Annotated in this window: 19 protein-coding genes; 9 read left to right on the top strand and 10 right to left on the bottom strand. The window is 29.6% G+C overall.

Annotation, left to right across the window (positions count from 1 at the left end):
* Window positions 1-455 precede the first annotated feature (455 nt).
* The 4 genes from tyrP to G9F72_RS08185 all read left to right on the top strand — a co-directional run bounded on the left by tyrP (window position 456) and on the right by G9F72_RS08185 (window position 6,529).
* Window positions 456-1,856: a tyrosine-tyramine antiporter gene (gene tyrP / locus G9F72_RS08200; protein WP_164957846.1), complete on the top strand. Its 1,401-nt coding sequence runs from the start codon at window positions 456-458 to the stop codon at window positions 1,854-1,856.
* A 59-nt stretch (window positions 1,857-1,915) separates the two neighbouring features.
* Window positions 1,916-3,769 carry a tyrosine decarboxylase gene (gene tdc / locus G9F72_RS08195; RefSeq protein ID WP_164957845.1) on the top strand — a complete coding sequence of 618 codons (1,854 nt, stop codon included), beginning with the start codon at window positions 1,916-1,918 and terminating at the stop codon, window positions 3,767-3,769.
* Window positions 3,770-3,911: 142 nt separating this feature from the next.
* Window positions 3,912-5,867 (top strand): insertion element protein, encoded by a 1,956-nt coding sequence (locus G9F72_RS08190; protein ID WP_224676035.1) that lies wholly within the window; start codon window positions 3,912-3,914, stop codon window positions 5,865-5,867.
* 152 nt (window positions 5,868-6,019) lie between these two features.
* Complete coding sequence (locus G9F72_RS08185; protein ID WP_164957843.1) at window positions 6,020-6,529, top strand: hypothetical protein; 510 nt, start codon at window positions 6,020-6,022, stop codon at window positions 6,527-6,529.
* A gap of 514 nt (window positions 6,530-7,043) precedes the next feature.
* On the opposite strand, the gene G9F72_RS08180 is transcribed toward G9F72_RS08185, so the two are convergent.
* A complete protein-coding gene (locus tag G9F72_RS08180; protein WP_164957842.1) occupies window positions 7,044-8,273 on the bottom strand; it encodes an MFS transporter in 1,230 nt (409 codons plus the stop codon).
* A gap of 127 nt (window positions 8,274-8,400) precedes the next feature.
* Window positions 8,401-9,624: a MerR family transcriptional regulator gene (locus G9F72_RS08175; protein WP_164957841.1), complete on the bottom strand. Its 1,224-nt coding sequence runs from the start codon at window positions 9,622-9,624 to the stop codon at window positions 8,401-8,403.
* A gap of 196 nt (window positions 9,625-9,820) precedes the next feature.
* Between G9F72_RS08175 and G9F72_RS08170 the strand changes: the two genes are divergently transcribed.
* Complete coding sequence (locus G9F72_RS08170) at window positions 9,821-10,741, top strand: AraC family transcriptional regulator (RefSeq protein ID WP_164957840.1); 921 nt, start codon at window positions 9,821-9,823, stop codon at window positions 10,739-10,741.
* A 439-nt stretch (window positions 10,742-11,180) separates the two neighbouring features.
* Window positions 11,181-11,567: a hypothetical protein gene (locus tag G9F72_RS08165; protein WP_164957839.1), complete on the top strand. Its 387-nt coding sequence runs from the start codon at window positions 11,181-11,183 to the stop codon at window positions 11,565-11,567.
* Window positions 11,568-11,785: 218 nt separating this feature from the next.
* Here the strand turns inward: G9F72_RS08165 and G9F72_RS08160 are convergent, their stop codons facing one another.
* From G9F72_RS08160 to G9F72_RS08135, 6 genes are all read right to left on the bottom strand, one after another.
* On the bottom strand, window positions 11,786-13,048 hold the full coding sequence (locus tag G9F72_RS08160; RefSeq protein ID WP_164957838.1) for an alkaline phosphatase family protein: 1,263 nt from the start codon (window positions 13,046-13,048) through the stop codon (window positions 11,786-11,788).
* Window positions 13,049-13,134: 86 nt separating this feature from the next.
* The gene (locus tag G9F72_RS08155) at window positions 13,135-13,926 is read right to left on the bottom strand and encodes an ABC transporter permease (protein ID WP_224676034.1); all 792 of its coding nucleotides are present in this window, start codon (window positions 13,924-13,926) and stop codon (window positions 13,135-13,137) included.
* Window positions 13,916-14,713 (bottom strand): ABC transporter permease, encoded by a 798-nt coding sequence (locus G9F72_RS08150; protein WP_164957836.1) that lies wholly within the window; start codon window positions 14,711-14,713, stop codon window positions 13,916-13,918. Before G9F72_RS08150 ends, G9F72_RS08155 begins: the two co-directional genes overlap by 11 nt.
* Window positions 14,697-15,701, bottom strand: a complete 1,005-nt coding sequence (locus tag G9F72_RS08145) for an ATP-binding cassette domain-containing protein (RefSeq protein ID WP_164957835.1) — start codon at window positions 15,699-15,701, stop codon at window positions 14,697-14,699. Before G9F72_RS08145 ends, G9F72_RS08150 begins: the two co-directional genes overlap by 17 nt.
* A gap of 209 nt (window positions 15,702-15,910) precedes the next feature.
* Window positions 15,911-17,848, bottom strand: a complete 1,938-nt coding sequence (locus G9F72_RS08140; protein WP_164957834.1) for an FtsX-like permease family protein — start codon at window positions 17,846-17,848, stop codon at window positions 15,911-15,913.
* A complete protein-coding gene (locus G9F72_RS08135) occupies window positions 17,838-18,602 on the bottom strand; it encodes an ABC transporter ATP-binding protein (protein ID WP_164957833.1) in 765 nt (254 codons plus the stop codon). The genes G9F72_RS08140 and G9F72_RS08135 overlap by 11 nt, the downstream gene beginning before the upstream one ends.
* A 398-nt stretch (window positions 18,603-19,000) precedes the next feature.
* Here G9F72_RS08135 and G9F72_RS08130 point away from each other — a divergent pair, with 398 nt between their 5' ends.
* Window positions 19,001-20,035 carry a homoserine dehydrogenase gene (locus G9F72_RS08130; protein ID WP_164957832.1) on the top strand — a complete coding sequence of 345 codons (1,035 nt, stop codon included), beginning with the start codon at window positions 19,001-19,003 and terminating at the stop codon, window positions 20,033-20,035.
* 98 nt (window positions 20,036-20,133) lie between these two features.
* Window positions 20,134-20,598, top strand: coding sequence for a YdbL family protein (locus G9F72_RS08125; protein ID WP_164957831.1), 465 nt, complete (start codon window positions 20,134-20,136; stop codon window positions 20,596-20,598).
* A gap of 72 nt (window positions 20,599-20,670) precedes the next feature.
* On the opposite strand, the gene G9F72_RS08120 is transcribed toward G9F72_RS08125, so the two are convergent.
* Window positions 20,671-21,405 carry a polysaccharide deacetylase family protein gene (locus G9F72_RS08120; protein WP_164957830.1) on the bottom strand — a complete coding sequence of 245 codons (735 nt, stop codon included), beginning with the start codon at window positions 21,403-21,405 and terminating at the stop codon, window positions 20,671-20,673.
* Window positions 21,406-21,668: 263 nt separating this feature from the next.
* On the opposite strand from G9F72_RS08120, the gene G9F72_RS08115 reads away from it, so the two are divergent.
* Window positions 21,669-22,532 (top strand): polysaccharide deacetylase family protein, encoded by an 864-nt coding sequence (locus G9F72_RS08115; RefSeq protein ID WP_164957829.1) that lies wholly within the window; start codon window positions 21,669-21,671, stop codon window positions 22,530-22,532.
* Here the strand turns inward: G9F72_RS08115 and G9F72_RS08110 are convergent.
* Window positions 22,529-23,887: an MATE family efflux transporter gene (locus G9F72_RS08110; protein ID WP_164957828.1), complete on the bottom strand. Its 1,359-nt coding sequence runs from the start codon at window positions 23,885-23,887 to the stop codon at window positions 22,529-22,531. The two genes, G9F72_RS08115 and G9F72_RS08110, sit on opposite strands and share 4 nt — an antisense overlap.
* Window positions 23,888-24,048 lie beyond the last annotated feature (161 nt).

Genomic DNA, 24,048 nt, shown 5'->3' with positions numbered 1-24,048 from the left:
ACTTTTGTTATAATAGGGGCCACCCGCTTATAGAATCAGATGTCTTTCCTTTATAAATTTACAAAACCTTCTTCAACCACTCCCCAGGCTATATGACTTACTTTCATGACCACATGGAATAATATACGAACTTTTTGTTGATTTAATACGAACTTATAATGTTTTTTCATTCATATTATTATTATTTTACTCTTTGAGAAAAAAACAAAAAAAGGTAAATGGTTCGACAGCATTTACATTAATTACTCGCATAATTAGTTTTATTTTGTATACAATATGAATATAAGTTTGCACTAGGAATATATAATGCGATAACCATATAATATTGTACAACGGTATGGTTGAAAATATTGAATATAGTTACAAAATAATACAAATTGTCCCAAGAAAATCTTTATAATTTAATAAAAGCAATTCAAAAATTCATACATAGTAGCAGGGAGGAAATCATACGTATGGAAAACAAAAAGAAAAAACTTTCATTGTTCCAATTGATCGGAATCAGTATAGCATTCTATGGAAGTGTTAGAAGTGTTCCGACATTAGCAGTTGTTGGGTGGCAACAAATTTTCTTTATGATTGGAGCAGCAATCTTATTTGCAATTCCAATATCATTGATATGTGCAGAGCTTGCAACAGGATGGACAGAAGAAGGTGGGCCTGAGGTTTGGGTTAAGGAAGCTTTAGGAGAAAAATGTGCATTTATAACATCTTGGTTACTATGGGTTCAAATGTTCTTCGGAATGGTAATGGTTAGTTCAACAGTTGGTATTTTATTAGCATATGTAATAGGGAGACCAGATCTATCCCAAAACAATATCTTTGTATTCTCATTTATAATACTTTCTTATTGGACAGTGACATTATTAAACTTAAAGTTTGATATGGATAAGATAATTGGTACTATTGGTTCAGTTGTTGGAATTTACATTCCATTTGTAGCACTTGTAGCTTTAGGTTTATGGTGGACTTTTAAACACGGAATTGTAAATCTTGGGCCTTTAACTTGGAAAAGTGCTATACCTAGTTTAGGTTCAATAGATAAATTTTCAATATTTTCAGGAATAATATTTATATTCACTGGATTAGAAATAGCATCTGTAAATGCTAATAACATAGAAAATCCTAAGAAAAACTATCCAATATCAGTTTTCTTATCAATGGGGCTTCTTATAGTATTTAATCTTATAGCAGGTTTAACAGAAGCAAATACAATACCAACAGATAAAATACAATTATCAAATATAACTCAACCATTTGCAATATATTTCAATGAATTAGGATTACCATGGTTAACAAATGTCATCTCAGCTATGATATGCATTGGAGTTCTTGCACAACTTAGTGTATGGGTATTAGGACCATCAAAAGCTATGATAAAAGTTGCTGAAGAGGGTAACTTACCTCCAGTATTCCAAAAGAGAACTAAGCATGGAGTACCAATAACTTTTGTATTAATACAAGCTATAGTAGTTTCTTTTGTAGCAATATTATATGTTGTTATACCAAATGTAAATAGTAGTTTCTTTATGATATTAATATTAACAAATATATTATATTGTATAGTTTACTTATTCATAGTATTATCAGCAATTGTATTAAAATATAAGCGTCCTGATGTTGTTAGAGCATTTACAATTTCAGGTGGAAAATTAGGAATGTGGATAGCAGTATCATTATCTTTAATAGGTATTGCAATAACAATTATAGTTAGTTTAATACCCCCAGCCAACACAAAATCTGGAATATATATAGCTGTCCAAGTTATTGGAACAGCAGTATGTGTGATATCACCAATAATTATATTTAAATTAAGAAAACCTTCATGGAAAAAAGTGAATCAGAAGAAATTTTAAAAGAGAAAACTGATTAATAAAAAAACTAATAATTATTTAAATAAATAAGGAGGAACAGTATGAGTGAAAAAAACATTGATTTGAAAGCATTATTTTTAGGACCTAAATCAGAAAACAAAGAAATATTTGAAAATAATCTTGAAATGCTATTTGAGGATCATAGCCAATGGAGAAAAAACTACCATCCTGGGGATGATACTATAATAAAAGAAAAAGATAAAGAAAAAGAAAGCTTTAAGTCTACTAAAGATAAAATGGAAGAAGTTCTTATTCAACTTTCATCAAAATTAAGAGCTGGATCAGTGCCATGGCATTCACCAAGATTCTTAGGACATATGAATTCAGAAACTTTAGTTCCTGCAACATTAGGATATTTCGCAGCAATGTTATATAATGGAAACAACGTTGCGTATGAGTCTTCACCAGCAACTTCAGAAATGGAAGAAGAAGTAGGAGCAGATTTTTGTGAATTAATGAGTTATAAAAAAGGGGAATCATGGGGACATATATGTGCAGATGGTTCAATAGCAAACTTAGAAGGTCTTTGGTATGCTAGAAATATAGCTTCATTACCATTCGCAATAAGGGAGGTATCTCCAGCGTTAGTAGAAGGAAAAACTGAATGGGAACTTTTAAATATGTCAGTTGATGAAATATTAGACTTAACAGATAAGATTCCACAAAAGTTAGACGAATTAAAGAGTAAATCAGCTAGAGCCGGTGCTTCTAGAATAGTAAAATTAGGAAAGTGGTTAGTTCCTCAAACTAAGCATTATTCATGGTTAAAAGCTGCTGATATAATAGGACTTGGATTAGACAATGTTGTAGCAGTAGAAATTGACGAAAACTATAGAATGAGTATGGATTCTTTAAGAAAAACAATAGATGAGCTTACTGAACAAAAAATACCAATACTTGGTGTTGTTGGTGTTGTTGGATCAACAGAAGAAGGCGCTGTAGATAACATACACAAAATAATTGAAGTAAAAAAAGAATATTCTTCTAAAGGAATAAACTTCTATTTTCATGTGGACGCTGCTTATGGTGGATATGCAAGATCAATATTCTTAGATGAAGAATACAATTTCATACCTCAAGATGAATTACATGATAAATATTTAGAGTATGGAGTATTTCAAGATGCTGAAACTCAATGGCCATCAACAGATGTTTATGAAGCATTTAAAGCTATGAGCCAAGCTGATACTATAACAATAGATCCTCATAAAATGGGATATATTCCATATTCAGCAGGTGGTATTGTTATAAGAGATAATAGAATGAGAGAATTTATTTCTTACTTTGCAACATATGTATTTGAGAAAAAAATGGATATTCCTGCATTACTTGGAGCATTTATATTAGAAGGATCAAAAGCTGGTGCTACCGCTGCTTCAGTATGGACAGCACATAGAGTATTACCTTTAAATATATCTGGTTATGGTAAGTTAATTGGAGCTAGTATTGAAGGCTCATTTAATTTATTCACTAATTTAAAAGATCATGAAACATATATAATAGGAGATAAAGTAGTTGTAGTACATCCACTTGGTAGACCAGATTTTAACATGGTTGACTTTGCATTTAATTATGAAGGAAATACAGACTTAGCAGTAATGAATGAATTAAATCATAAATTCTATGAAGAAGCTTCATATGTTCAAAATGGGTTATATACAAATGATTTCATAACTTCTCATACAGATTTTACAATTGAGGATTATGGACATAGTCCATTAAATTTTGTTAAGAACTGTGGACCAGATGAAAAAGAATGGTTAAAAGAAAAAAAAGTTACTATATTAAGAGCGTGTGTACTATCACCATTCATGAATAATAAAAATACTTTTGAAGAATATATGGAAAAAATGCATAATGCTGTAACGACAAAGTTAGAAAGAATATTAAAATAATTAAGTTAAATTTTATATAAAATCGTGTAAATAGCCTTTTACGGTTCTTGGGCTATAACCCCTTAATTCCATATCTATATCTACTCTCATTTTTTCTCTTAATTCTGACTTTCAGACTGCAAATTGGTTACTAAAATGGAGTGTGAAGAAACAATTGGGGAAACTAAAGAAACTAACATCAAAGAATGATAGCAAGGTTAATGTAATCTGCCCTGTTTCTAATGACGAAATCCTTCAAAGGCAAGAGGATTATATCAAACTTGACATAGTTGCATTTGCTAAAAAGTATAGAGATGGTTTATTCAAAACACTAAATATCGAATATAAAGATAACACTTATGAAGTTCAAATGAATTTTTGTGACAATCCCTTTTGTAAAAATTTTGGGAAGCAACAAGTAAAACACAATAGTATTAAAAACAAACCTTCAAGATATAAATTACAGGGTGGTATGGATTATAATAAATACTTAGTATGTAATGGAGTTTATGGCGATAATGAAAATGGTATAATTCTTAACTCTACCACTTCACTTTTAAGTAATTGGTCTATTGCAGAAGAAATAAAAAGATTAATAGATATTAATACAGTGATTGCCATTGAACCAGAATATATTTTCCATAAAGATAATTGCTTAAACACAAAATTAAATCCTTTTGATAATAGAGATAATTTCTATGCTCGTGGGAAAAGCAGTAGTAATTCTCAAAAATATCAATGTAAGATATGCAAAAAAATAACTAATGTATTACCTAATCAAAGAGAATGTTTTACATACAATCAAAATAAAAATGATATACTCCCACTCTTTGCAAGATTACTATTAAATAGAACTCCAATAAGGAGAACTTGCGAAATATTGGAAATAAGTCCACAAACATATTATAATAAATTAGAGTGGCTTTATAGAAAATGTCTTGAATTTTTAGAAAGGTATGAAGATAAGGCATTAAAGGAAAAAAAGTTCAAAACTTTGTGGTTAAACACAGATAAATTGGTCTATCATCTAAATAATGTACGGAGAAAAGGCTGTGGGGGTAAGGAATATGGGCATACTGAAAAACTCGTATTCCCAACTGGGGTTCTTGCTACAAGTGATATGTTTACAAGATATATTTTCAGAGTTGATGTAGCCTTTGACTGGCAAGTAACGGTCAAAGATATTGAAAGAGATATTGAAATACTTAAAGAAAATCATTTATACAATTTTGCTCAAAGAAATGCAAAGTATAGATACTCTTTCTATGACATTTCAAAAAAAGAACCGACTGTGGATACAGTAGAAGATGACAAAATTGATATAACTAAACTACTTAATCGTAAAGATTATTTGAATGGGTTTCATGTCAACGCTACATATACTGCCATTGCTCACTATTGGGCTATAAAGCAAAATATAAATGTTCAAAGGCTCTACTATGTATCTGATAAAGATTCATCATTAATGACCGCTTTAATGCGAGTTTATAAGGATGAAATAAAAAATAATACTATGGATTGTTTTTTATGCCAAGTAGATAAGAAGATGTCTAAAAAAGAAGCATATGTTTCATTTAATATGGCAAAAAATGAATTGCAAGAATGGAAAGATACTCATTACTTTGAAGGAAACTTAAAGGAAACAGCAATTAAGAAACTTGCAGAGGATTTAAGTTATCACAGTCTATATAAGTATGTTGATTTTAATGGAAAAAGTTATCCGATTCATGCTAATAATCCTATTGAACATCCATACCCATTTAAAGACGAAGGAGCGAGGTATGTAGATTGTGTTACCGACTTATCCTATTTATCCAATGATGAACTTGCTGATTTATTATATAACGTGAATAGCAGGTCTATAAATACATTTTTTAATCAAATTAGAAGAAGGCTATCAATCCTCGAAAGACCTTTAGTATCAAGTCGTGGAGAAGGCAAAAGTTATATATATGCTAATTTTAATCCAATGTATGCTCAATATTCTTTGACAATTTTAAGAACCTTTCTAAATTTTTGTGAGACATATAAATACAAAGGCGAAAATGTAACTCCCGCTCAAAGACTTGGGTTAACAAATAAGAAATTTAAAATTGAGGATATAATTTATTTTGTTTAATCCAAATGGTATTTGGCTATTAGTAAATCAATATAAATATAATTATGATAAATATTTGTAATTATTATTAATATTGTATATAATTCAATAAAGACACAATAGTAGAAAATAAGAAATAAAAATTAACGGGGGGGGGGGGGGGGGGGGGGGATATGAATTTGAATAATAAAAAATTTACGATATTAATTTCTGCATTAACTTTAATTTTCATCTTGACTGCTTGTTCTAATAGTCCGATAAAGGTTAGTACAAATGAAGGGAAATTCTCCAAATCAAATTCTGATACTATCACAGTCGACTATTTTATAAGACATAAAGAAGGTTTTCCTGCTTCACTTGATTTTGAATTGACATCTGGTAAAGTTGATTGGGAAATCACTAATCCTAAAGATGAAACTGTTTTTAAAGGTTATGTGCTTTATGAGAATGGAAAGGCATATAGGGAATTAACTTTTCCATTAAATTATATGAATGGAAATGGAAATTTAAATAGCAAAGAAGAAGTACCGAGTTTGGTAGATAAGGAAGGTTATAAAATACTAAATGTTTTTAACCTTCAATTTATTCCAAGTATATCTGGTAAATACATCCTTAAATTAAAGCCTGTAAATGCAGAAGGAAGTTATAAAGTGGTATGGAGTGACAAATTTCCACGAAAATAACGAATTAATCTGTAAACAAGGATGTGTCTTATAAGTTGAATTTTTTATATAATTAAATAAAATACCCCCATCACTTTCAATGATGGGGGTATTTTTTGCTTTAATTTTCGCTCGAATTAAGTTGATAATATTTGTGTGATTTACTATGATAAAATTAAATTTGCACCTCTAAAGTGAACCTGTTGGTTACTTAAGATACTTCTTTATATTTTATAGAGAAAAAAATTAAAAGCTTTTGGAGTTCAATAAAATAGTCAGACATAATCCATCACCAACCTTTGAATATAGTATATCATCTAATGATTTACTTCTCTTGATATTTTTCGATATGTTGTAAATGCTTGCAGATACTGTATTGTAGCCGAAAATGTATTCTGTATGACATTTACTAATAACCAGAACAAAGGAATATATTGTACAAATGCTGAGCAACAGCCATATTTGTAATGCAATATATTCCAAGCACATTTATGCCTAAATAATTAGAAGCTATTATTTCAGGAACTAAAAGTGTTCAATCACTTACTATGTCTTTATCCATTCTTTCAATCAAAAACATCATAAATGCTGAAATAAGTCCAAGGATTCCAATAATAATCCACCCAGAAGAAATACTATACTTTGTTATAATTTTACCCATAGTAATTGGACCAAACGCATACCCTGCGCCTGAAATTATAGGAAGTATTGCACTTATTCTTCCTCTATGGGATGAAGGCGTATGATTTGCAATAAATGTGGAGGCATTTATGTTTATCATAATTTCTCCCAATGTCATTATTATGGTGAAAAATAAAAACAGAGAGAAAATTTTTGTTACAGCAAACATTCCAAAGGCAATTGCATAGAATAATCCTCCTATCGATATAGCCCTAATTGGTTTAACTGAAAAAGTAATTTTTAAAATTAATGGAGTTATAAGTATCACAATAGCTCCATTAACCGCAGCAAGAATCCCATAATTGAAAGCTCCTAAATTTTTGTAAATTTCTCCAAGCTGCAATGGTAAAGTAAATCCCCATTGAGAATATTCGAAAGAGTAACAACACAATATTAGAGAGAAGAACAAGAGGATTGGCCTACTAAGAAGAACTGAGAAGACAGACCCCTCTACCCTTTTTTCTTGTTGTCTATTTTCTTGTGTTAAATCCATTTCTTCTACTATAGTCTCTTTAACATAAATCATAACCAGTGCTAAGGATAAAACAGTTGTTATACCATCACCTATAAAAACTAAAGATAAATAGTTTTTAAACAACATCCCACCAATTAATGGACCTATGACAAACCCTAGATTCCATCCCATATAAACTAATGAATAACTAGTTTTTCTATTTTCAGGCGTTGTCAAATCCGCAAGCAAAGCATCATATGCTGGTGTGGACAATGAATATAGTACAGAAGATAACATAAGAATATATATCATCATAATATTTGGCTTTATGAATCCACAGCAAATAAGTGTAATTGCACCGAATCCCTGAGAAATTAAAATCACCTTTTTTCTACCGATTGTATCAACCAATTTTCCTCCTAAAATCAAACAAGGAGCACTAATTAAGCATACAACTGTAATATATATTCCCGCGACATCCTTTTGAAGTCCTATTTTCTGAGTTAATATAAGCACTAGTAATGGTTGAACAAAACACCCCATAGTATTTATAATTCTAGATATAAAAATGATGTAAATTTCTTTAGGTAAACCTTGGTAAGGCGAGTATATTTTTTTTATCAGATCCATTTTGTTGCCTCCTTTTAAATCATCTCCTGCGGAGCTTCAATTTAATTTTAAGTGCTAGGCCTAACACGATGTCAATAAGCTAATTGACATGTGTTTATTAAAAAAACAATTAAAGATAGGGTTAACCCTACCTTTTCCCATAGAAGGAATAAGTATATATTTTTTCTCCTTCTACAAAGTAATCATCATATTTTCCACCTTTTTCCACGAACTCCCAGGTCTTTTCATCAGAGGATTTGTATTTTAAAGTACCTATACTTTCTTTTACATTTTTTAAAATAAAATTTTTCCTATAATTGTTTTCTATTAAACTGTTAGTACTAAAATTTTCAAATAAAATATATAATCCAAATAAGTACCCATCATCTTTAATATATGAATCTACTAAATTCAATAGAAAATCTTCATGTTCAAAACTATAATTGCTCGTCCCAGAAATATCTAAAACTATATCCACTGATTTTTCTTTAATAGGAACTTCTAAAAAATCAGAGCATATGAAAATTATATTTTTTTTACAATCAATTCTTTCAAATAAGCTTTTTAAAAATTTCTGCCTATCAAAATCATGATCAACGGCTATATATAAACAGTTATCTGGAATTTCATTATAAATGTTTCTAAGAAAAAATCCCACACCTGTTCCTAGCTCAAGCAATACCTTATTATTCAAATTGCAATCAGATATTTTTCTAAACATCCACTCAAATCCCTTTCGTAAATTATCTAGGTAGGAGGTATCTGTTACATTTACATATTCCATAACAAAATCGTGATTAAAGTTAACCTTTGATTTAGTGCAGACTTCCCCAACTTTTAATATACCATCCTCAATATAATATTCTTCTCCACAACTACATTTTAACTTACCCTCAATAACTTGATTATTATTTATAACTCCATCCATAAGAATTAAATTACCGCTGCATTTATTGCATTTAAAAAAGCTTAAATTTCTTAAATCTATGCCAAGTGGATCAATCTCCTTAAATGTACTATCTACAAGGTTTAGATTTTCTATTTTAATTTGTAATTTATCTTTAATTTTAATTAATTTATCAATATCATTCTCTAGCTTTTTATATTTGTCCATGAAAAGTGCTTTATAATACACATCCTCTTGGTAGGCTGCAAACATACCAAAACCTTTATAAAAAAATATTGTTTTAATATCATTTAGACTAAAACCCATACTTTTAAAATTCAATATATCATCTAAATCTTTCTGACATCTTGAATCAAAATAATACTGTCCATTATGTTTTTCAGGTATTATTAACTCCAAATCCATATAATGCCTTATTGTATCAATACTTAATTTATTAGTTTCAGCAAATTTACCTATCCTCATCTTATCACCCTGAACCTCACTAAATATTTTTATTTAGTTCTTATTATACCATAATAAAGGTTATATTCTACATATTTGAACAACTACAGTACTATAAAGTACATTTTCAAAATAGTAGAAAATATCAAGATTTAACGTTTTAAACTATGATATTATTATTACAGGCGCCAATAGTAAAAATATGGAGGCAATGTTAATGAATCTATACCAAAGAATTGAAAAATCCATGGATTTCATAGAAGAAAATTTAACTACAGATATTTCACTTACTGAAATTGCAAACGAAGCCTACTGTTCGTTATCCTACTTTCATCAGCTTTTTCATGCCCTTGTTGGATATTCATTAAAAGAGTATGTACGAAAAAGAAGACTAGCAGAATCAGCTTATGAATTAATCTCTACACAAAATAAAATACTTGATATAGCTCTTAAATATGGATATGAAACCCCTGAATCCTTTACAAGGGCTTTCAGTAAAATGTACGGGCTAATCCCAAGTAAATACCGAAAAAATAGTGAGCATAAAATATTTTTTAAAAAGAGAGATTTAAACGAAATAAAATATAAAAATATTGGAGGAGATTTTATAATCGAACCTATAATTATAGAAAAAGATGAATTTAAAGTAATAGGTATTGAAGTTAAAACTTCATTTGAGGATATTCATTTTCCAGAACTGATTCACAGCTTATGGGATAGATATTTCCGAGATAGAATAGAAGATGCTATTCCTAACAAAATAAGTTCTAATTCTATTTTAGGAATGGACACAGATTATGATGGTGAAGGTAGTTTTTCTTATATAGTATGTAAGGAAGTAAGTAGTCTAGAGAATATTCCTGAAGGAATGGTTGGCAAAGTTGTACCAAGTTCCAAGTATGCTATATTTACTGCAAGAGGCATAGATAAATCAGAGCTTGGTAGGAAACTAGGAGAAATTTGGCATTATTTTTTCGAAAGCTGGCTTCCTAATTCATGTTATAGCCAACCCGGGTTATGTCCTCCTAGTGCAAATAGTCCTTATAATGAAGCTGCTGCCGCAAACTTTGAACTTTATGACGAGAGATTTAAGAATGATGGATTTGAAGTTGATGTTTATATTCCCATAAAAGAATAAAGAAATATATCTTATTTATAAAAACATAAAAATATAATATTTCACTAAATTATATCGAATGGGGCTGTAGTTATGGCTAAACGAGAACTAACTTTTGATGAAGTTCTATAATACCTTTAAAAGTTACCATACAATAGGTTCAAAAGGGCTGTGAATCACATTAATTATGATGTAGCCGATGAAGATTTAGAAGGAATTAAAAGTTTGGCTTATAAAGTTTAGTCTGTGTTTAAGATTAATGTTTAAAATTGATATTTTCTCAATATTGGGGACAATAAGACCATGCAAGGACTCATTTTAATACAAAATTATAGGATTTTAAAATTAGAGAAACAATTTATATTTCTATGTCAAATATTTGAAATTTGTATTAATATTCTATATAATAAAATAAGGACACAATAGTAAAATAATATAAATTTATAGGAAGTGAGTACGTATGAGTGAAAAAAGACCTGTACTAATAACATATGTTAGAGATTTAAATTTTCTTAATGCCTTTTTATTGATAGTATCATTGTTTCCAAAATTTACTGAACGTTTTGGAATTTATTCTATACCGACACTTACTTTTTCAGATGGTATAATTAGAGTATTAATGGTTATAATTCTCTTAATAATATCTTATGGATTTTTGAGGCTCAAAAGATGGGGTTTTTGGCTAATGATAACTTACGATATATTTTTTTTAGTATTACCTATTATTCTTTTGTTAAAACAAAATGGACAATCATATTATGCTCAAGGCCTTATACCATCTGTTTTAGGACTATTAATCGCCTTGCCAACGAAACAATACTTTACTAAAAAGATTGAGTCTTCGTAATATTCTTTGCTAAAATACATGTTATTTCATAGGCTAATTATTATGTAATCTCTTGAACATAAAAACATTTTAATTTCTAAGTGAGGCAATGCACATAAATAGGCATATTTAAGAATTTTTCTTGAATATGCCTTTGTTATGAGACTTCCTATCATCAACGGTTATATACCGTATATAATATATTTTTTATATGAAACAATATCCATAAACTTTTTAGTCTAAAATCTATAAAACAAAAGTGGTATCTCCATCTCATTTTTACTTGCTCCACCATGAAGTCCTATAAGTGTAAGTTCAAAAACATCCTTTTCATACAACCAAATATGGTTATTATCCTTAGGTAATAAAATAAGATTTCCGCATCTTTCTAGCATTCTTTTACTTGGATTTCCGAAAAAGCCTTTTTCCTTCAATTCCTCGAAAGTATATACGTAAACTATATCCTTTAACTGCTTTTCTATCATTTTCTTAACTGTAAATAAGTGTTCTTCCTTAACATGGAGAAATAAATCTCTACAATAACCTGCTGGTGAAATTAAATCATTGTTTTTATTCTGCTTTAAGTATTTATCTATATCGGGTATTATGTCATTCAAATAATACTTTGTACTTAAATCAGTGTCTACTTGCCCATGATCCGCTGAAATCATAATTGCTGTATTTTTAAAGCTTTCTTTGCCCTTTTCATAAAATTTATCCATGTGTTTTAATAATTTCTCCATAGCTTCTTTAAATTCTTCTGAACAATTTCCTTTTTCATGAGCAACATGATCAATGTCTGGTAAATAAACATAAAAATATTCTTTCTCATTATTCTTTATTAAATCCTTTGATAACGCTTCAAATAAATCTTCGTATTCATCATACCCTTTCACCGTTGCATCTTTACACATTGTAGTAGAATAGGTACTATCATTTATAAAGCTTGATTGATAAACAGTACTTTTAACTCCATATTCTAATAAGTCCTTAAAAAAGTTTTTCTCAGGTAAGAAGCTTTCAGGCTCTATATTTTTATTCTTTAAAGTTTCTATGCCCTTTTTTCTTGCTTCTTTAAATAAGAAAGCTGTTATGATATCATCCACTTCTGGCTCATAATAGAACCATTCATATAGGCCGTGTTCATATACTGGTTCTCCACTTAAAGCTGTGGTTACATGAGCTGTTGTGGTTGAGGGAAACTGCGAAGTTAACTTTGAAACAATCCCACCTTCTTCTATTTCGCGTAAGAAACTGGATGACTCCTTGTATTTATCATAAAAACACCACCCAAAAGCATCCACAAGAAAGAAAACTATCTTATTAGGAGAATCCTGTGAATTTTCTAGAGTATCCTTAGGTAATTTTTTATCTGAAGGAATATTAAATAAGTGTTTTACACTTCCAAAAATATTAGAAAAACAGTAACTATCATATAATGGAATAGTAAACTCCTTGTATTTACTTCTATCAACTGCTTCAATTGATTTTGTATTTATCATCTCATCACCTCATTGAATTTATATAATCTATAATTGTATGTTAAGTTCAGATTTTACACTTGCCACTTGCCACGTGGGTGGCACCATTATAATTTATTTGTTATTAAATTCCCGGATTCATATTTTTTAAGGCCTCTATAGAACATAGTATAAGCTATTACTATCCATATTAATGTTACTCCTAAAACCTCTAGGAGCATAACAAGAGAAAATTGATTTATCACCTTTGCAGGTATATACACAACAAATGCTACGGGTATAACAGTATAAAGTATATATTTTACAGCATTATTAAATATACCTTCTGGATAAATACTAAAGCTTATGAAAAATTCTGTAGCAAGTTGTGCTAACCCTTCTGTGTTACCTGAATAAAAACTTAAGGCATGAAATGTCACGAGTACCGAAGATAATATTAAAGCACCTGTAATACAAAATAATAAAAATAATAAGAAACTTCTAATGTCAAAACCTTTGATTATAAAAAATAAAATTACTCCATATAAGGTATCACCCCATGCGGATACTATGGTTTTAGAGCATAGTATATTAATAAGAGGGTCTTTAGGCTGTAACAAGTAGGTATCTAATTCACCATTTATTATCATTCTTGTAATTTGATTTACATTACCAAAGGTTACAAAACAAAGACCAAAACTGGTGGACATTAAAGACCACAGCATCATTTCATCCTTAAAACCATATCCACCAATGGTGTTTACATTCTTAAACAATATCCACCAAAAGAATATAAATGCTGAATTATTTAGTATCATACCAAAACATTGTACAAGAAAGCTCATCCTGTATTCCATAACTGAAGATATATTAAATTTAAAGTAATAACCCATTAGCTTTAAGCTCTTCTTAACCTCCATTAACATTTAGATTCTTTGCCCCCTTCTTATATAACGTCATAGCTAAAGTAAAAAATATTCCTAAATATAATAGTTGAATTGAAAACTGTTTATAAAAATTCGAAAGCGAAAAATCTACTGCAAGCCTCGCTGGCACATAAGTCACATAAGCAAAAGGTAAGTACTTTGATATCTTCGCTAGCCAGTTAGGAAAAAGTTCTATAGGCATAAGCATACCCCCTAAGGTAAATATCAGTTTTGAATAAATCCAAAAGAAAGCAGTATTGTCCTCAAACCAAAAGGAAGTTAATGCTAATGTTATATAGATAAAAAAGTTAATACAGCAGCCTACAATTAATGATAGAAATATAAAAGGAAGGTGCAGCAAATTAAAATTTTTAAGCGTTCCAGCATATATGAAGCCTATAGAAAGCCCAATTATACCATTGGTTAAAAGTTTTATGCCAATTTCACCTACAAAGTAGGAGAAGCAATATATAACATAGTTATAAGGCTTGTTCAATAAATAGGCTATATTACCACTCTTCACATCTTCATTTACTTGTACATGTATGTCTGTTCTTGAAAGAGTAACCAGTTCTGTAACTATCAAGTACCAGATCATTGCATTTAAGCTAAGCCCAGCAATTGTACTACCCTTTTGTGCATATATATTTTTCCAAAGCATCAAATATATAAACATTATAAATACAAAAAATACGTTTTTACTAAGAAAATTCCAAAAATACACCAAGCTATTTGACATGGTTATTTTAGAGATTTGTCCATACTTACGAAGCACCTTCATACTTATCACCTTCCTTATTCAGCTTATAAATATGTGATATTATTTCCTCGAGTGGTGGCTCTGATATAGTTATGTCATTCACCTTTCCGCATTTTATTAGGTCAGTTAGTACCTTTTCTATATCTTGTTTTGATGTGTCAACCTGAACCTTTATGGCATTCCCTTTATTTTTAATAATATTTAGATCGCAATTGTCTAGATTCACTATTTCATTATACTTAATTTGTATTATCTTCTTGTTTAAATAATCATGCTTAAGACTCTTAATTGTTTCGTTTAATACTACCTCGCCATGATTTATTATGATTGCCCTTTTGCATAATTGTTCTATATCACCGGAATCATGGGAGGTTAAGAATATAGTAGTTTTTTCTTCCTTGTTAAGCTGCAATATAAGTTCTCGAATCTTCTGTTTTACAACTACGTCGAGTCCTATGGTAGGCTCATCCAAAAATATAATCTCAGGCTCATGTAAAATAGATGCTGCAATCTCGCAGCGTATTCTTTGACCTAAAGAAAGCTTTCTAACAGGAATATCCATTAAGTCACCTATTTCAAAAATCTCCTTTAATAGCTCTATTCTCTTTTGGAGCTTTACTTTATCCATTTCATAAATATTTCCCAGTAAATGAAAACTATCGAGTGGTGGTAAGTGAAACCAAAGCTGTGATTTCTGTCCGAAAACTGTACCTATTTTATAAGACAATTCTTTTCTTTCAGTGGATGGATCCATACCTAAGACTTCAATATTTCCTGAGGATGGATATAATATACCTGTCATCATTTTTATAGTAGTTGATTTTCCTGCTCCATTTGGACCTATGAATGCTAGTATCTCCCCTTTTTCTACTTCAAAAGAAATATTATTCACAGCCTTAATCTCCCGATAGCTCGGTGAAAAAATCGACTTAACACTCCCCCGTAGTCCTTCTTCCTTTGTTTTAACATTAAAAGTTTTGCAAAGATTATCAACTTTTATTATGCTCATTATAAACATCCCCCTTTTTCAAAAAAAATAAAGCCCCAAAACAAATCTCTAGATTGAGACTCGTCCTTCAGGCTTTTCTCCTAAAAGTGTAGATTTCATCCTGTATCGCTCGGACCAGACATTTTTAAAACCGGAACCCTAGATACACTCTCACGTTAAAATAAATTATAGCATAATTTCTATATTTTTCAAGTATTTTCTTCAATCTTTTATTCTTCTAAATCTTGAATTAATTTTCTTATATATATCTTTTTATAAACCAAGTAAAATACTATCTGGAAGCAGAAATATATGAGACTAATTATAAGTGAATACGTTACAGTAACCATCTCTCCTCCTTGTTTAACAGGCAAGTTATAGCTATAAAAAGCTGATACAAAAGTTGATAATATGTAGGGCACAAAAAATAATACTTTTAACTCTTTTGAAATGAGTGTAGCTACTTCATTATCAGTAATTCCTATTTTATATAGTTTTTTATATTTTATTTTTTCATTATCATACTCTGTTAAAAGTTTGAAATGCAATATTACCGCAGAAGATAGGAAAAAAAGTATTCCTACAAAGCTACACAAAAATAACGAATATGACCCTGATTGCTTATTATCCAAATAATCTCTTATTCTTGATGCTGGTTTAAACCATTTAATATCGTCATTTATATTATCGAAAAATTTTCTTGTATTTTCTCTGTTATAAGTGGCAAGTTTGCTTTGTAGCTCATTTAAAACATCTTCAGTTTTATACCAATCCCTAAATTTCAAAAGCTTAATACTTCCAATTTCACCTTGATTAGAAGTAGTTCTTATATTTTGGTAGTCATTATTGTTAAGAATAACATAATGTCCATTACTCAGTATTGGAATGTTGTTAAATAGTACTTTCGTAATTTTCCCTTTAGGTTTATATGTATTATCAATACCATTTATTGGTATGACTAGACTACTAATTGTAGTAGTGTCATGCTCATAGCCATCATCTTTTACTATTTGAAATAGTGATATAAAGCATCCTTTTTCAACTTTTAACTGTGTTCCCAAATTCGCATTCAGATTTTTATCAGATAAAATTGTTATGTATGGTTTTGATATAAAATCTATTTTTTTTAAAGAAGTTAGGGCAGTCTTAGACTTATTCAAAATATCATAAAGTTCAGGAACTGTAATTTGGTTTTTGCCAAATATTTCTGCATATGCTATGTCATAAGGATTGTACGCAGTAGCTACTCTCTTAGAATCTGATATTAATACTACTGATATGGTACTCATAAATATTGTCATGCTAACAAATAAAGTTATTATAAAAAGGATCTTCTTTGATTGACCCAAAGTATGTTTCATATTAGCTATGAATAGAAGGTTTTTATAACTCTTATAGTGAAAATAATTAGTTATCATTGGAAAAAGCAAAAACATGTTAGAAATAAAAAGGTAAATCCCTAAAAAGCATTCTAACAAACTTCGTAATGCTACTGATGAATTTTCCACACTGTTATTAATTATCATATCAAAACAAGCTATTACTATTAGTATAATTCCAATTACACTCCAGATTGGACTATTTAGAAAGTTATTGTCTTTTTTTCGAGTAGCTTTTAAAAGATTTATTATTTCATACCTAAATGAATCTATAAATCCTTTCATTATTACAAGACAATAAAGTACTGTGAAGAAGATCGTAGTGTATAGATAACTTTCAATTGAGATAGAAAAAGGTATTCCATTCACATCAATTATTTTAATAATCAGTTGATAAAATAACTTTGAAAATATTGTTCCTGACACTAATCCTGTAAGTAAAGAAAAAATTGCTATTAGGCCATTCTCAAGAAGCATTATTCTCTGTATGTTCTGATTTGTCATGCCCAAGACCATAAAAAGTCCGAATTCCCTTTTCCTAAATTTAATAAAAGAACCCTGGGCATAAAATATAAAGAAGATTGAAAAAAGAATAACCATTACTCCAGGAGCAACCATATTACCTGTAATAGCATAATTTATATTAGAAGGATTCATAAACTCTTTGTTTGTATAGATTGTGGAGTAAGTAAAGAAAACCATTATGGAAAAGCTGTTGCATAAAAAAAACAGCAAATACCTTCGCAAATTAGCTTTGAAAATCTTCAAAGCTATCTGGTTAAAGGTCATCTTTGTCACCTCCCATTACTGCAAGGCAACCTAAAATACTATCAAAGAAATCCTTTCTGGTGCCTTCTTTCCTAATCTCCATATTAACAAGACCATCTTTTATGAAAATTACACGGTTACAATAGCTTGCAGCAAAAGAATCGTGTGTTACGATTAATATTGTATTTTTATTTATGGTATTTAGTTTCTCAAAGCAGCTCATTACATTCTTTGAAGACTTAGAATCTAGATTTCCTGTGGGCTCATCAGCAAATATCATATCTGGATTATTTATTATAGCTCTGCTTATAGCTGCTCTCTGTTGTTGACCTCCAGAAACGGTGTAGGGATACTTGTCCATAATGTCTGCTATATTAAACATCGTCATAACTTCATTTGTCTTACTTTGAATATCTTCAGGATTTTTGTTGTCAAGTATCATTGGGAGCATGACATTCTCCTTTAGTGTAAGACTATCTAATAGATTAAATTCTTGGAAAACAAAACCTAAATGCTGACGTCTGAAAAGTGCTAATTCATTTTTTGTCATTACGTTTATGCCTTGCCCCGAGATTTCAATATCACCAGAGGTAAGTTTATCTATCCCACTTAGGATATTTAAAAGTGTAGTTTTTCCACTCCCTGAAGGTCCCATTATGGCAACAAATTCACCGTTGTCAATAGTAAGACTAATACCATTAAGAGCCGTTGTAGAATTTGACTTACCCATTCCTTTGTAAATTTTAACCACATGACTTGCATTTAAAACTGGCATCTCTATGCCTCCCTAAATCCATTATTTTACGTCCTTATAATATGAAAATGTATATTGAAGCACAATAATCTACAATTATGTAGTAATTATAGCAAATTTTCATACTAATTATAACATAAATATTAAATATTAGGAATTATAACATAATTCATTTAAATGGAGACAAAGAAGCATTTCTAAACTTAATTATGGAAAGAAAAAATGAGTTCTATAAACTTGCTAACGTTTATACTGAAAATAAGGAAGACGCCCTTTAAATTCCTTGTCTGAAACTCCATTTTACCAAAAATATTATCTACAATTCTTTATTAGAACTTTCTTGATGATTCATTACTGCTATGGTTTAATATAACTATCAAACTTTGATTGTCTAAAAAATTATAGGGAGAGTAAATTTTATGAGAATTGCAGTAATAGGATATGGGGGACTTGGAAAAGCCTTTATATCTTTAATAGAAAATAAAAAAGATGAATTACATAGGGATGGCTATAATTTTCAAGTAAATTATATTTTAAATTCTAGTGGTGGAATTTATGATCCAGAAGGAATAAATTATGAAGACCTCTTAGGCTTTTCTAAGATGGGAAAAAATATAATCAATTACCCTAAAGGAGGCAGTTGTGAACTTAACTTCAATAAATTACTTGAGAATAATGACGTCGATGTTCTAATAGAGCTTACTCCAACTAATAAGGAAACTGGTGGAGCTGGAATGCTTCATATTAGAAAAGCTTTGGAAACGGGTATTCATGTAATAACGGCAAATAAGGGCCCCATTCTATTGGCCTATAATGAATTACGTGGAATAGCTGTGAAGAATAATGTGCAATTAGCCATAGGCTGCACTACAGGTGGTGCACTTCCCGCTATAAACGCTGGTATGTTTGATTTGGCTGGTTCAGAAATTCTATCTATTGAAGGTATTTTAAATGGCACAACAAATTTCATCCTAAAAGAAATGGAAGATAATGCTCTAACCTACATTGAAGCTCTTAAAAAAGCACAGGAATTAGGTATTGCAGAAACTGACCCTACATTAGATGTGGAAGGCTTTGATACAGCTTCTAAACTACTTATCCTTACTAATGTGCTAATGCATGAAAGTAAGACATTAAATGATATTACAGTAGATGGAATTACTAATATTACACCTCAAGACATAAACAATGCTAAAATCGAAAATAAAAAATATAAACTTATGGGGCGAACGTGCAAAATCAATAACGGACTAATTATGACAGTTAATCTTGAAAAACTTGAACCTAGTCATGCTTTATATAAGGTAGAGGGAAAGAATAAAGCAGTGAGATTTACTTCTGATACCCTTGGTGATTTAACAGTTCTAGGAGGCGCTTCGGGCGTAACCCCTGCCGCTGCATCTATTCTTAGAGATTTAATCAATATTATCAACGGTTATAAATTTTGTAGATAAATATTCATTAATACTCTATTATGTATTGTTTGAGTTTTATAACTTTTAGGAATATAATTGTTATCTACCACAGAGTCACAAAAGGAGATGAATTTGTTTTGGGATACAGTATCATAGACATTATAGATAAGGCTACAGCTATTGCAAATAAGCGAAAGGACCTTTACGCAGAAATTAGTAAGCAGAACAATATTCCGCCTTCTGTAAGGATAATATCTAAGGTTTTTTCTGACAATGTAGACAAAACATTTGTTTATTATGAAAAACTAAAACAAGAAGTAAATGATGATGAAGTTAAAAAAATTGATTTTTCAATATATGATAAGATTTCTTTTTTAATAAGCCAATTTAATTCAAGAGTATATACTACAGACGCTACAACCCCTAAAGAATTTCTAAGTTTTTCCCTCTATTTTGAAAAGGAAATACTAGCTCTGTTTCTTGACATACAAGGAAGATTGGTTAAAAACTCCAATGATACAAGTTCAAAAACATATATAATATTATCTAGTATGATTAAAACTAAAACTAAGCTAGTTGATGATTTGGAGCGATATAAATAACAACTAAAATAAATAAGGCTAATTGTAGATTCTGCAATTAGTCTTTTTTGTTTGATACTATAATTTCATTTATTATTTTTTAATAGGATAGTAATTCTCAGGCGTTCCATCATTAATAATCTTAAATTCATATCCATTATCCTTATAGAATTTTATTACTCTAGGAAGAGCCACACAGGTATTTTTATGCATATAGTCACAATGCATAAGAAGTATTATTGGGTGCTCTGTAATGGTAGTTTTTGTAGCTTCTCTATACAACTGATCTATAGGAGTTCTTGCTTTAATTCCATCAGACATATTAGCGTTCCAATCGTATACTTTAAAATTATAACTATGAAGTTGTTCTAAAAAATCCACAGTTAAATGTTTTCTACTACCAAAAGGAAATCTTATTATTGTTGGTTTAATTCCTATGAGAGTATTAATTTCATTTTGAGTTTTTAACATTTCATTTATGAATCCTCTTCTACTAGGATATATGTTCTTATATTTATGGGTATAAGTATGTAATCCTATACTATGTCCTTCATTATACATTCTTTTTACCACAGCTTCTTGACCTTTAATTTGGTTTCCTATAATGAAAAAAGTAGCCTTTACATTATTTTCTTTAAGTATATCTAAAACTTTATTGGTCAGTACACTAGGTCCATCATCAAAGGTTAAATATATTATTTTTTCCGTCTCTTTACTTGGTAGGTCAACTGCTAAGGCATTTGGGCTGCCTAGAAAACTATAATTAGTGAATATAGAAAATACCACAAGTGATAAAGCAATAATCCTAGTTAAACTTTTCTTTCTCATATTTTCTCCTTTTTAAGTTCAATTGAACATATATTTTTAAGTCAAATTTATTATTTATTATTATCTAAAATAACCTATATAATAAGTGGAAATTAATTGCAATTTGCTTGAAAAAATTATATGCCTTATTCAATAAATAATAAGTCATAGATTTGGAATACTATTTATTATGTTCTAAATTGCATCTGTAGTATTTTTTTATATTAACTATAATAAAAACACATTTGCAAATTTAAATTTGTAAATAATGTAAAGGAGAAATTATGGATAATTTTAAAAAATATCTAATTTCAATACTTATTGTGGAATTATTAGCATGTAATTCAATTTTTTATACTAAAACAGCCCTCGGAAAAGAAATCAAAAATCAGCAATTAGTATTAAAAGAACCGTCATCTGTATTAGAAAATTATGAAACTACAAATGATGTATTATCCTTTAAAGGGGTACCTTTAAAATATAATGATAGAGGCATATGCATACTTACATATCACTGTATTGGTTATGAGAAAAACAATGGATTAAAGGTCCCAGCGCAGCAGTTTAAGCAACATATGAAATATATAAAAGATTATGGTTATACTACTATTACCCTTGAGCAGCTATCTAAATTCATAATAGAAAATAAACCCATACCTGAAAAATCTGTAGTCATTACTTTTGACGATGGTTATGTAGACAATTATCAATATGCATACCCTATTCTTAAAGCATTTAATCTTAAGGCTACAGTATTCGTTATTCCCAAAACCATAGATAAAAGAAAGGGCTATATGACTTCAAATCAGCTTAAAGAACTTCAATCTAATGGAATAGACATTCAAAGCCATACATTAGATCATGAGGAATTAACAACTCTTTCTTATGAAAGGCAACTAGATACTTTAAAAGAATCAAAAAAAATTTTGGAGAACATTTTAGATAAAAAGGTAAATTATATAGCTTATCCATATGCAAAGTACAATGATAATACAATTAAAGCGGCAAAGGATGCTGGATATGTTATGGGGTTTATACTTGGTGGCAGGGTCGCAAGAAAAAATGATGGTATTTATACTTTGCACAGAATTTGTGTAATCCCTAGTGATAGCATTGATGTTTTAAAAGCAAGATTAAACAGCCATTAACTAATACCTTGTTGAATTTTTGAAAATTCATTATATTTGAAATAAAAAAAGATAACCATAAGCAACGCATCTATCGCCCATTGTAGCGCTGTAATCCACCATACCGCTGTAACTGGGTACTTTAAAAGATGTATAAAATAATATGTTAATGGCAATCTTATAATCCAGCTTGTAAAGCAAGAAATAAAAAAGGGAGTCTTAACATCTCCTAACCCCTTTAATGCACCAGCAAATACAAGCGATATACCTATAAATGGTTGCTCTACTGCTCCGATGGCAAGGCACCTACCCGCTAAATAAGCAACTTTCTTTTCATTTTCACCCACAAAAAAATTCACCAGAAGGTCCGGCATAAATAAGAATATTATTGCAAATATAGACATTATAAATACTGCATAAAAAGCACAGTTAATAGCAACTCCTTTTGCTTTTTTATAATCTTTTTTCCCAGTATTAAGCCCTACTAATGTAATAACTGCAATGCCAAATCCGATACCTGGCATGACTGAAATTCCTTCTATCATATTAGCAATTTCATCAGCTGCAAAGGAGGCACTGCCAGATTTAATTATAATAGCTACACATATTAATTTACTAATGTTGAAGGCGGCTTCTTCCATTGAACATGGAATAGCTAATTTTATTACTTTTTTAATATCCTTAAAAGAAATGCTGAAGGTAAAAAAGTGTTTAAGCGTAATTTTCGCCTTAGAAGCAGTATAGTAAAAAGAAAAAATAAAACCACATAAATAAGCAATTGTAGAGGCTATTGCAGATCCTTCTATTCCCCTAGACTTAAAAACAATACCAAAAATCAATGAATAATTAAAAGTTATTTTGATAGAAAATACAATTAAAGAACATATGAATGGTATAAAAGTGTTTCCATATCCTATTAAAATAGAATTTAAAAGCCTCATATTCATACAAAAGAATAAAGCTATAGAGTTAATTTTTATAAAGGAATATCCTATTTTTAAAACTTCATTCCTAGCTCCAAGTATGTATAGAAATTGCTTTCCAAAATAATAAAATAAAATTGTGATAATTAAACAAATGCTAGCACCTAAAATATATCCAATGACAGCGAATTTCTCCGCAAATTTATACTGTCTTGCGCCCACGAGTCTTGAAACTAGTGAAACAATACTTATACAAACTCCCCCTGAAATAAATATCCCTATAAATGCATTTGTTAAACTATTACTTATACCAACAGCGCTTACTGCTATATTCCCACCATATTTTCCTATCATCATTAAATCGAAAATAGACATTAAAGTATATATTGTTATCTCCGCAACTACAGGTAACGAAGTATTGAGAACTTCATTTGTTGTATTTCTATTCACCATACATAAGTTACCTCACAAAAATTAATTTTCATTATTAAGTATATTAATAAAATTTATTTTGATGAATAACTTTCCAAGATTTCAAAGTAAATCATAAATTATTTTTGCAAGAAATCTTATTAATGTGGAATACTAAATTAGTGCTTATTTTATTATTTACA

This window comes from Clostridium estertheticum, assembly GCF_011065935.2.
GTDB classification, from domain to species: Bacteria; Bacillota; Clostridia; order Clostridiales; family Clostridiaceae; genus Clostridium_AD; species Clostridium_AD estertheticum_A.
This window is presented reverse-complemented; position numbering and strand designations above follow the sequence as displayed.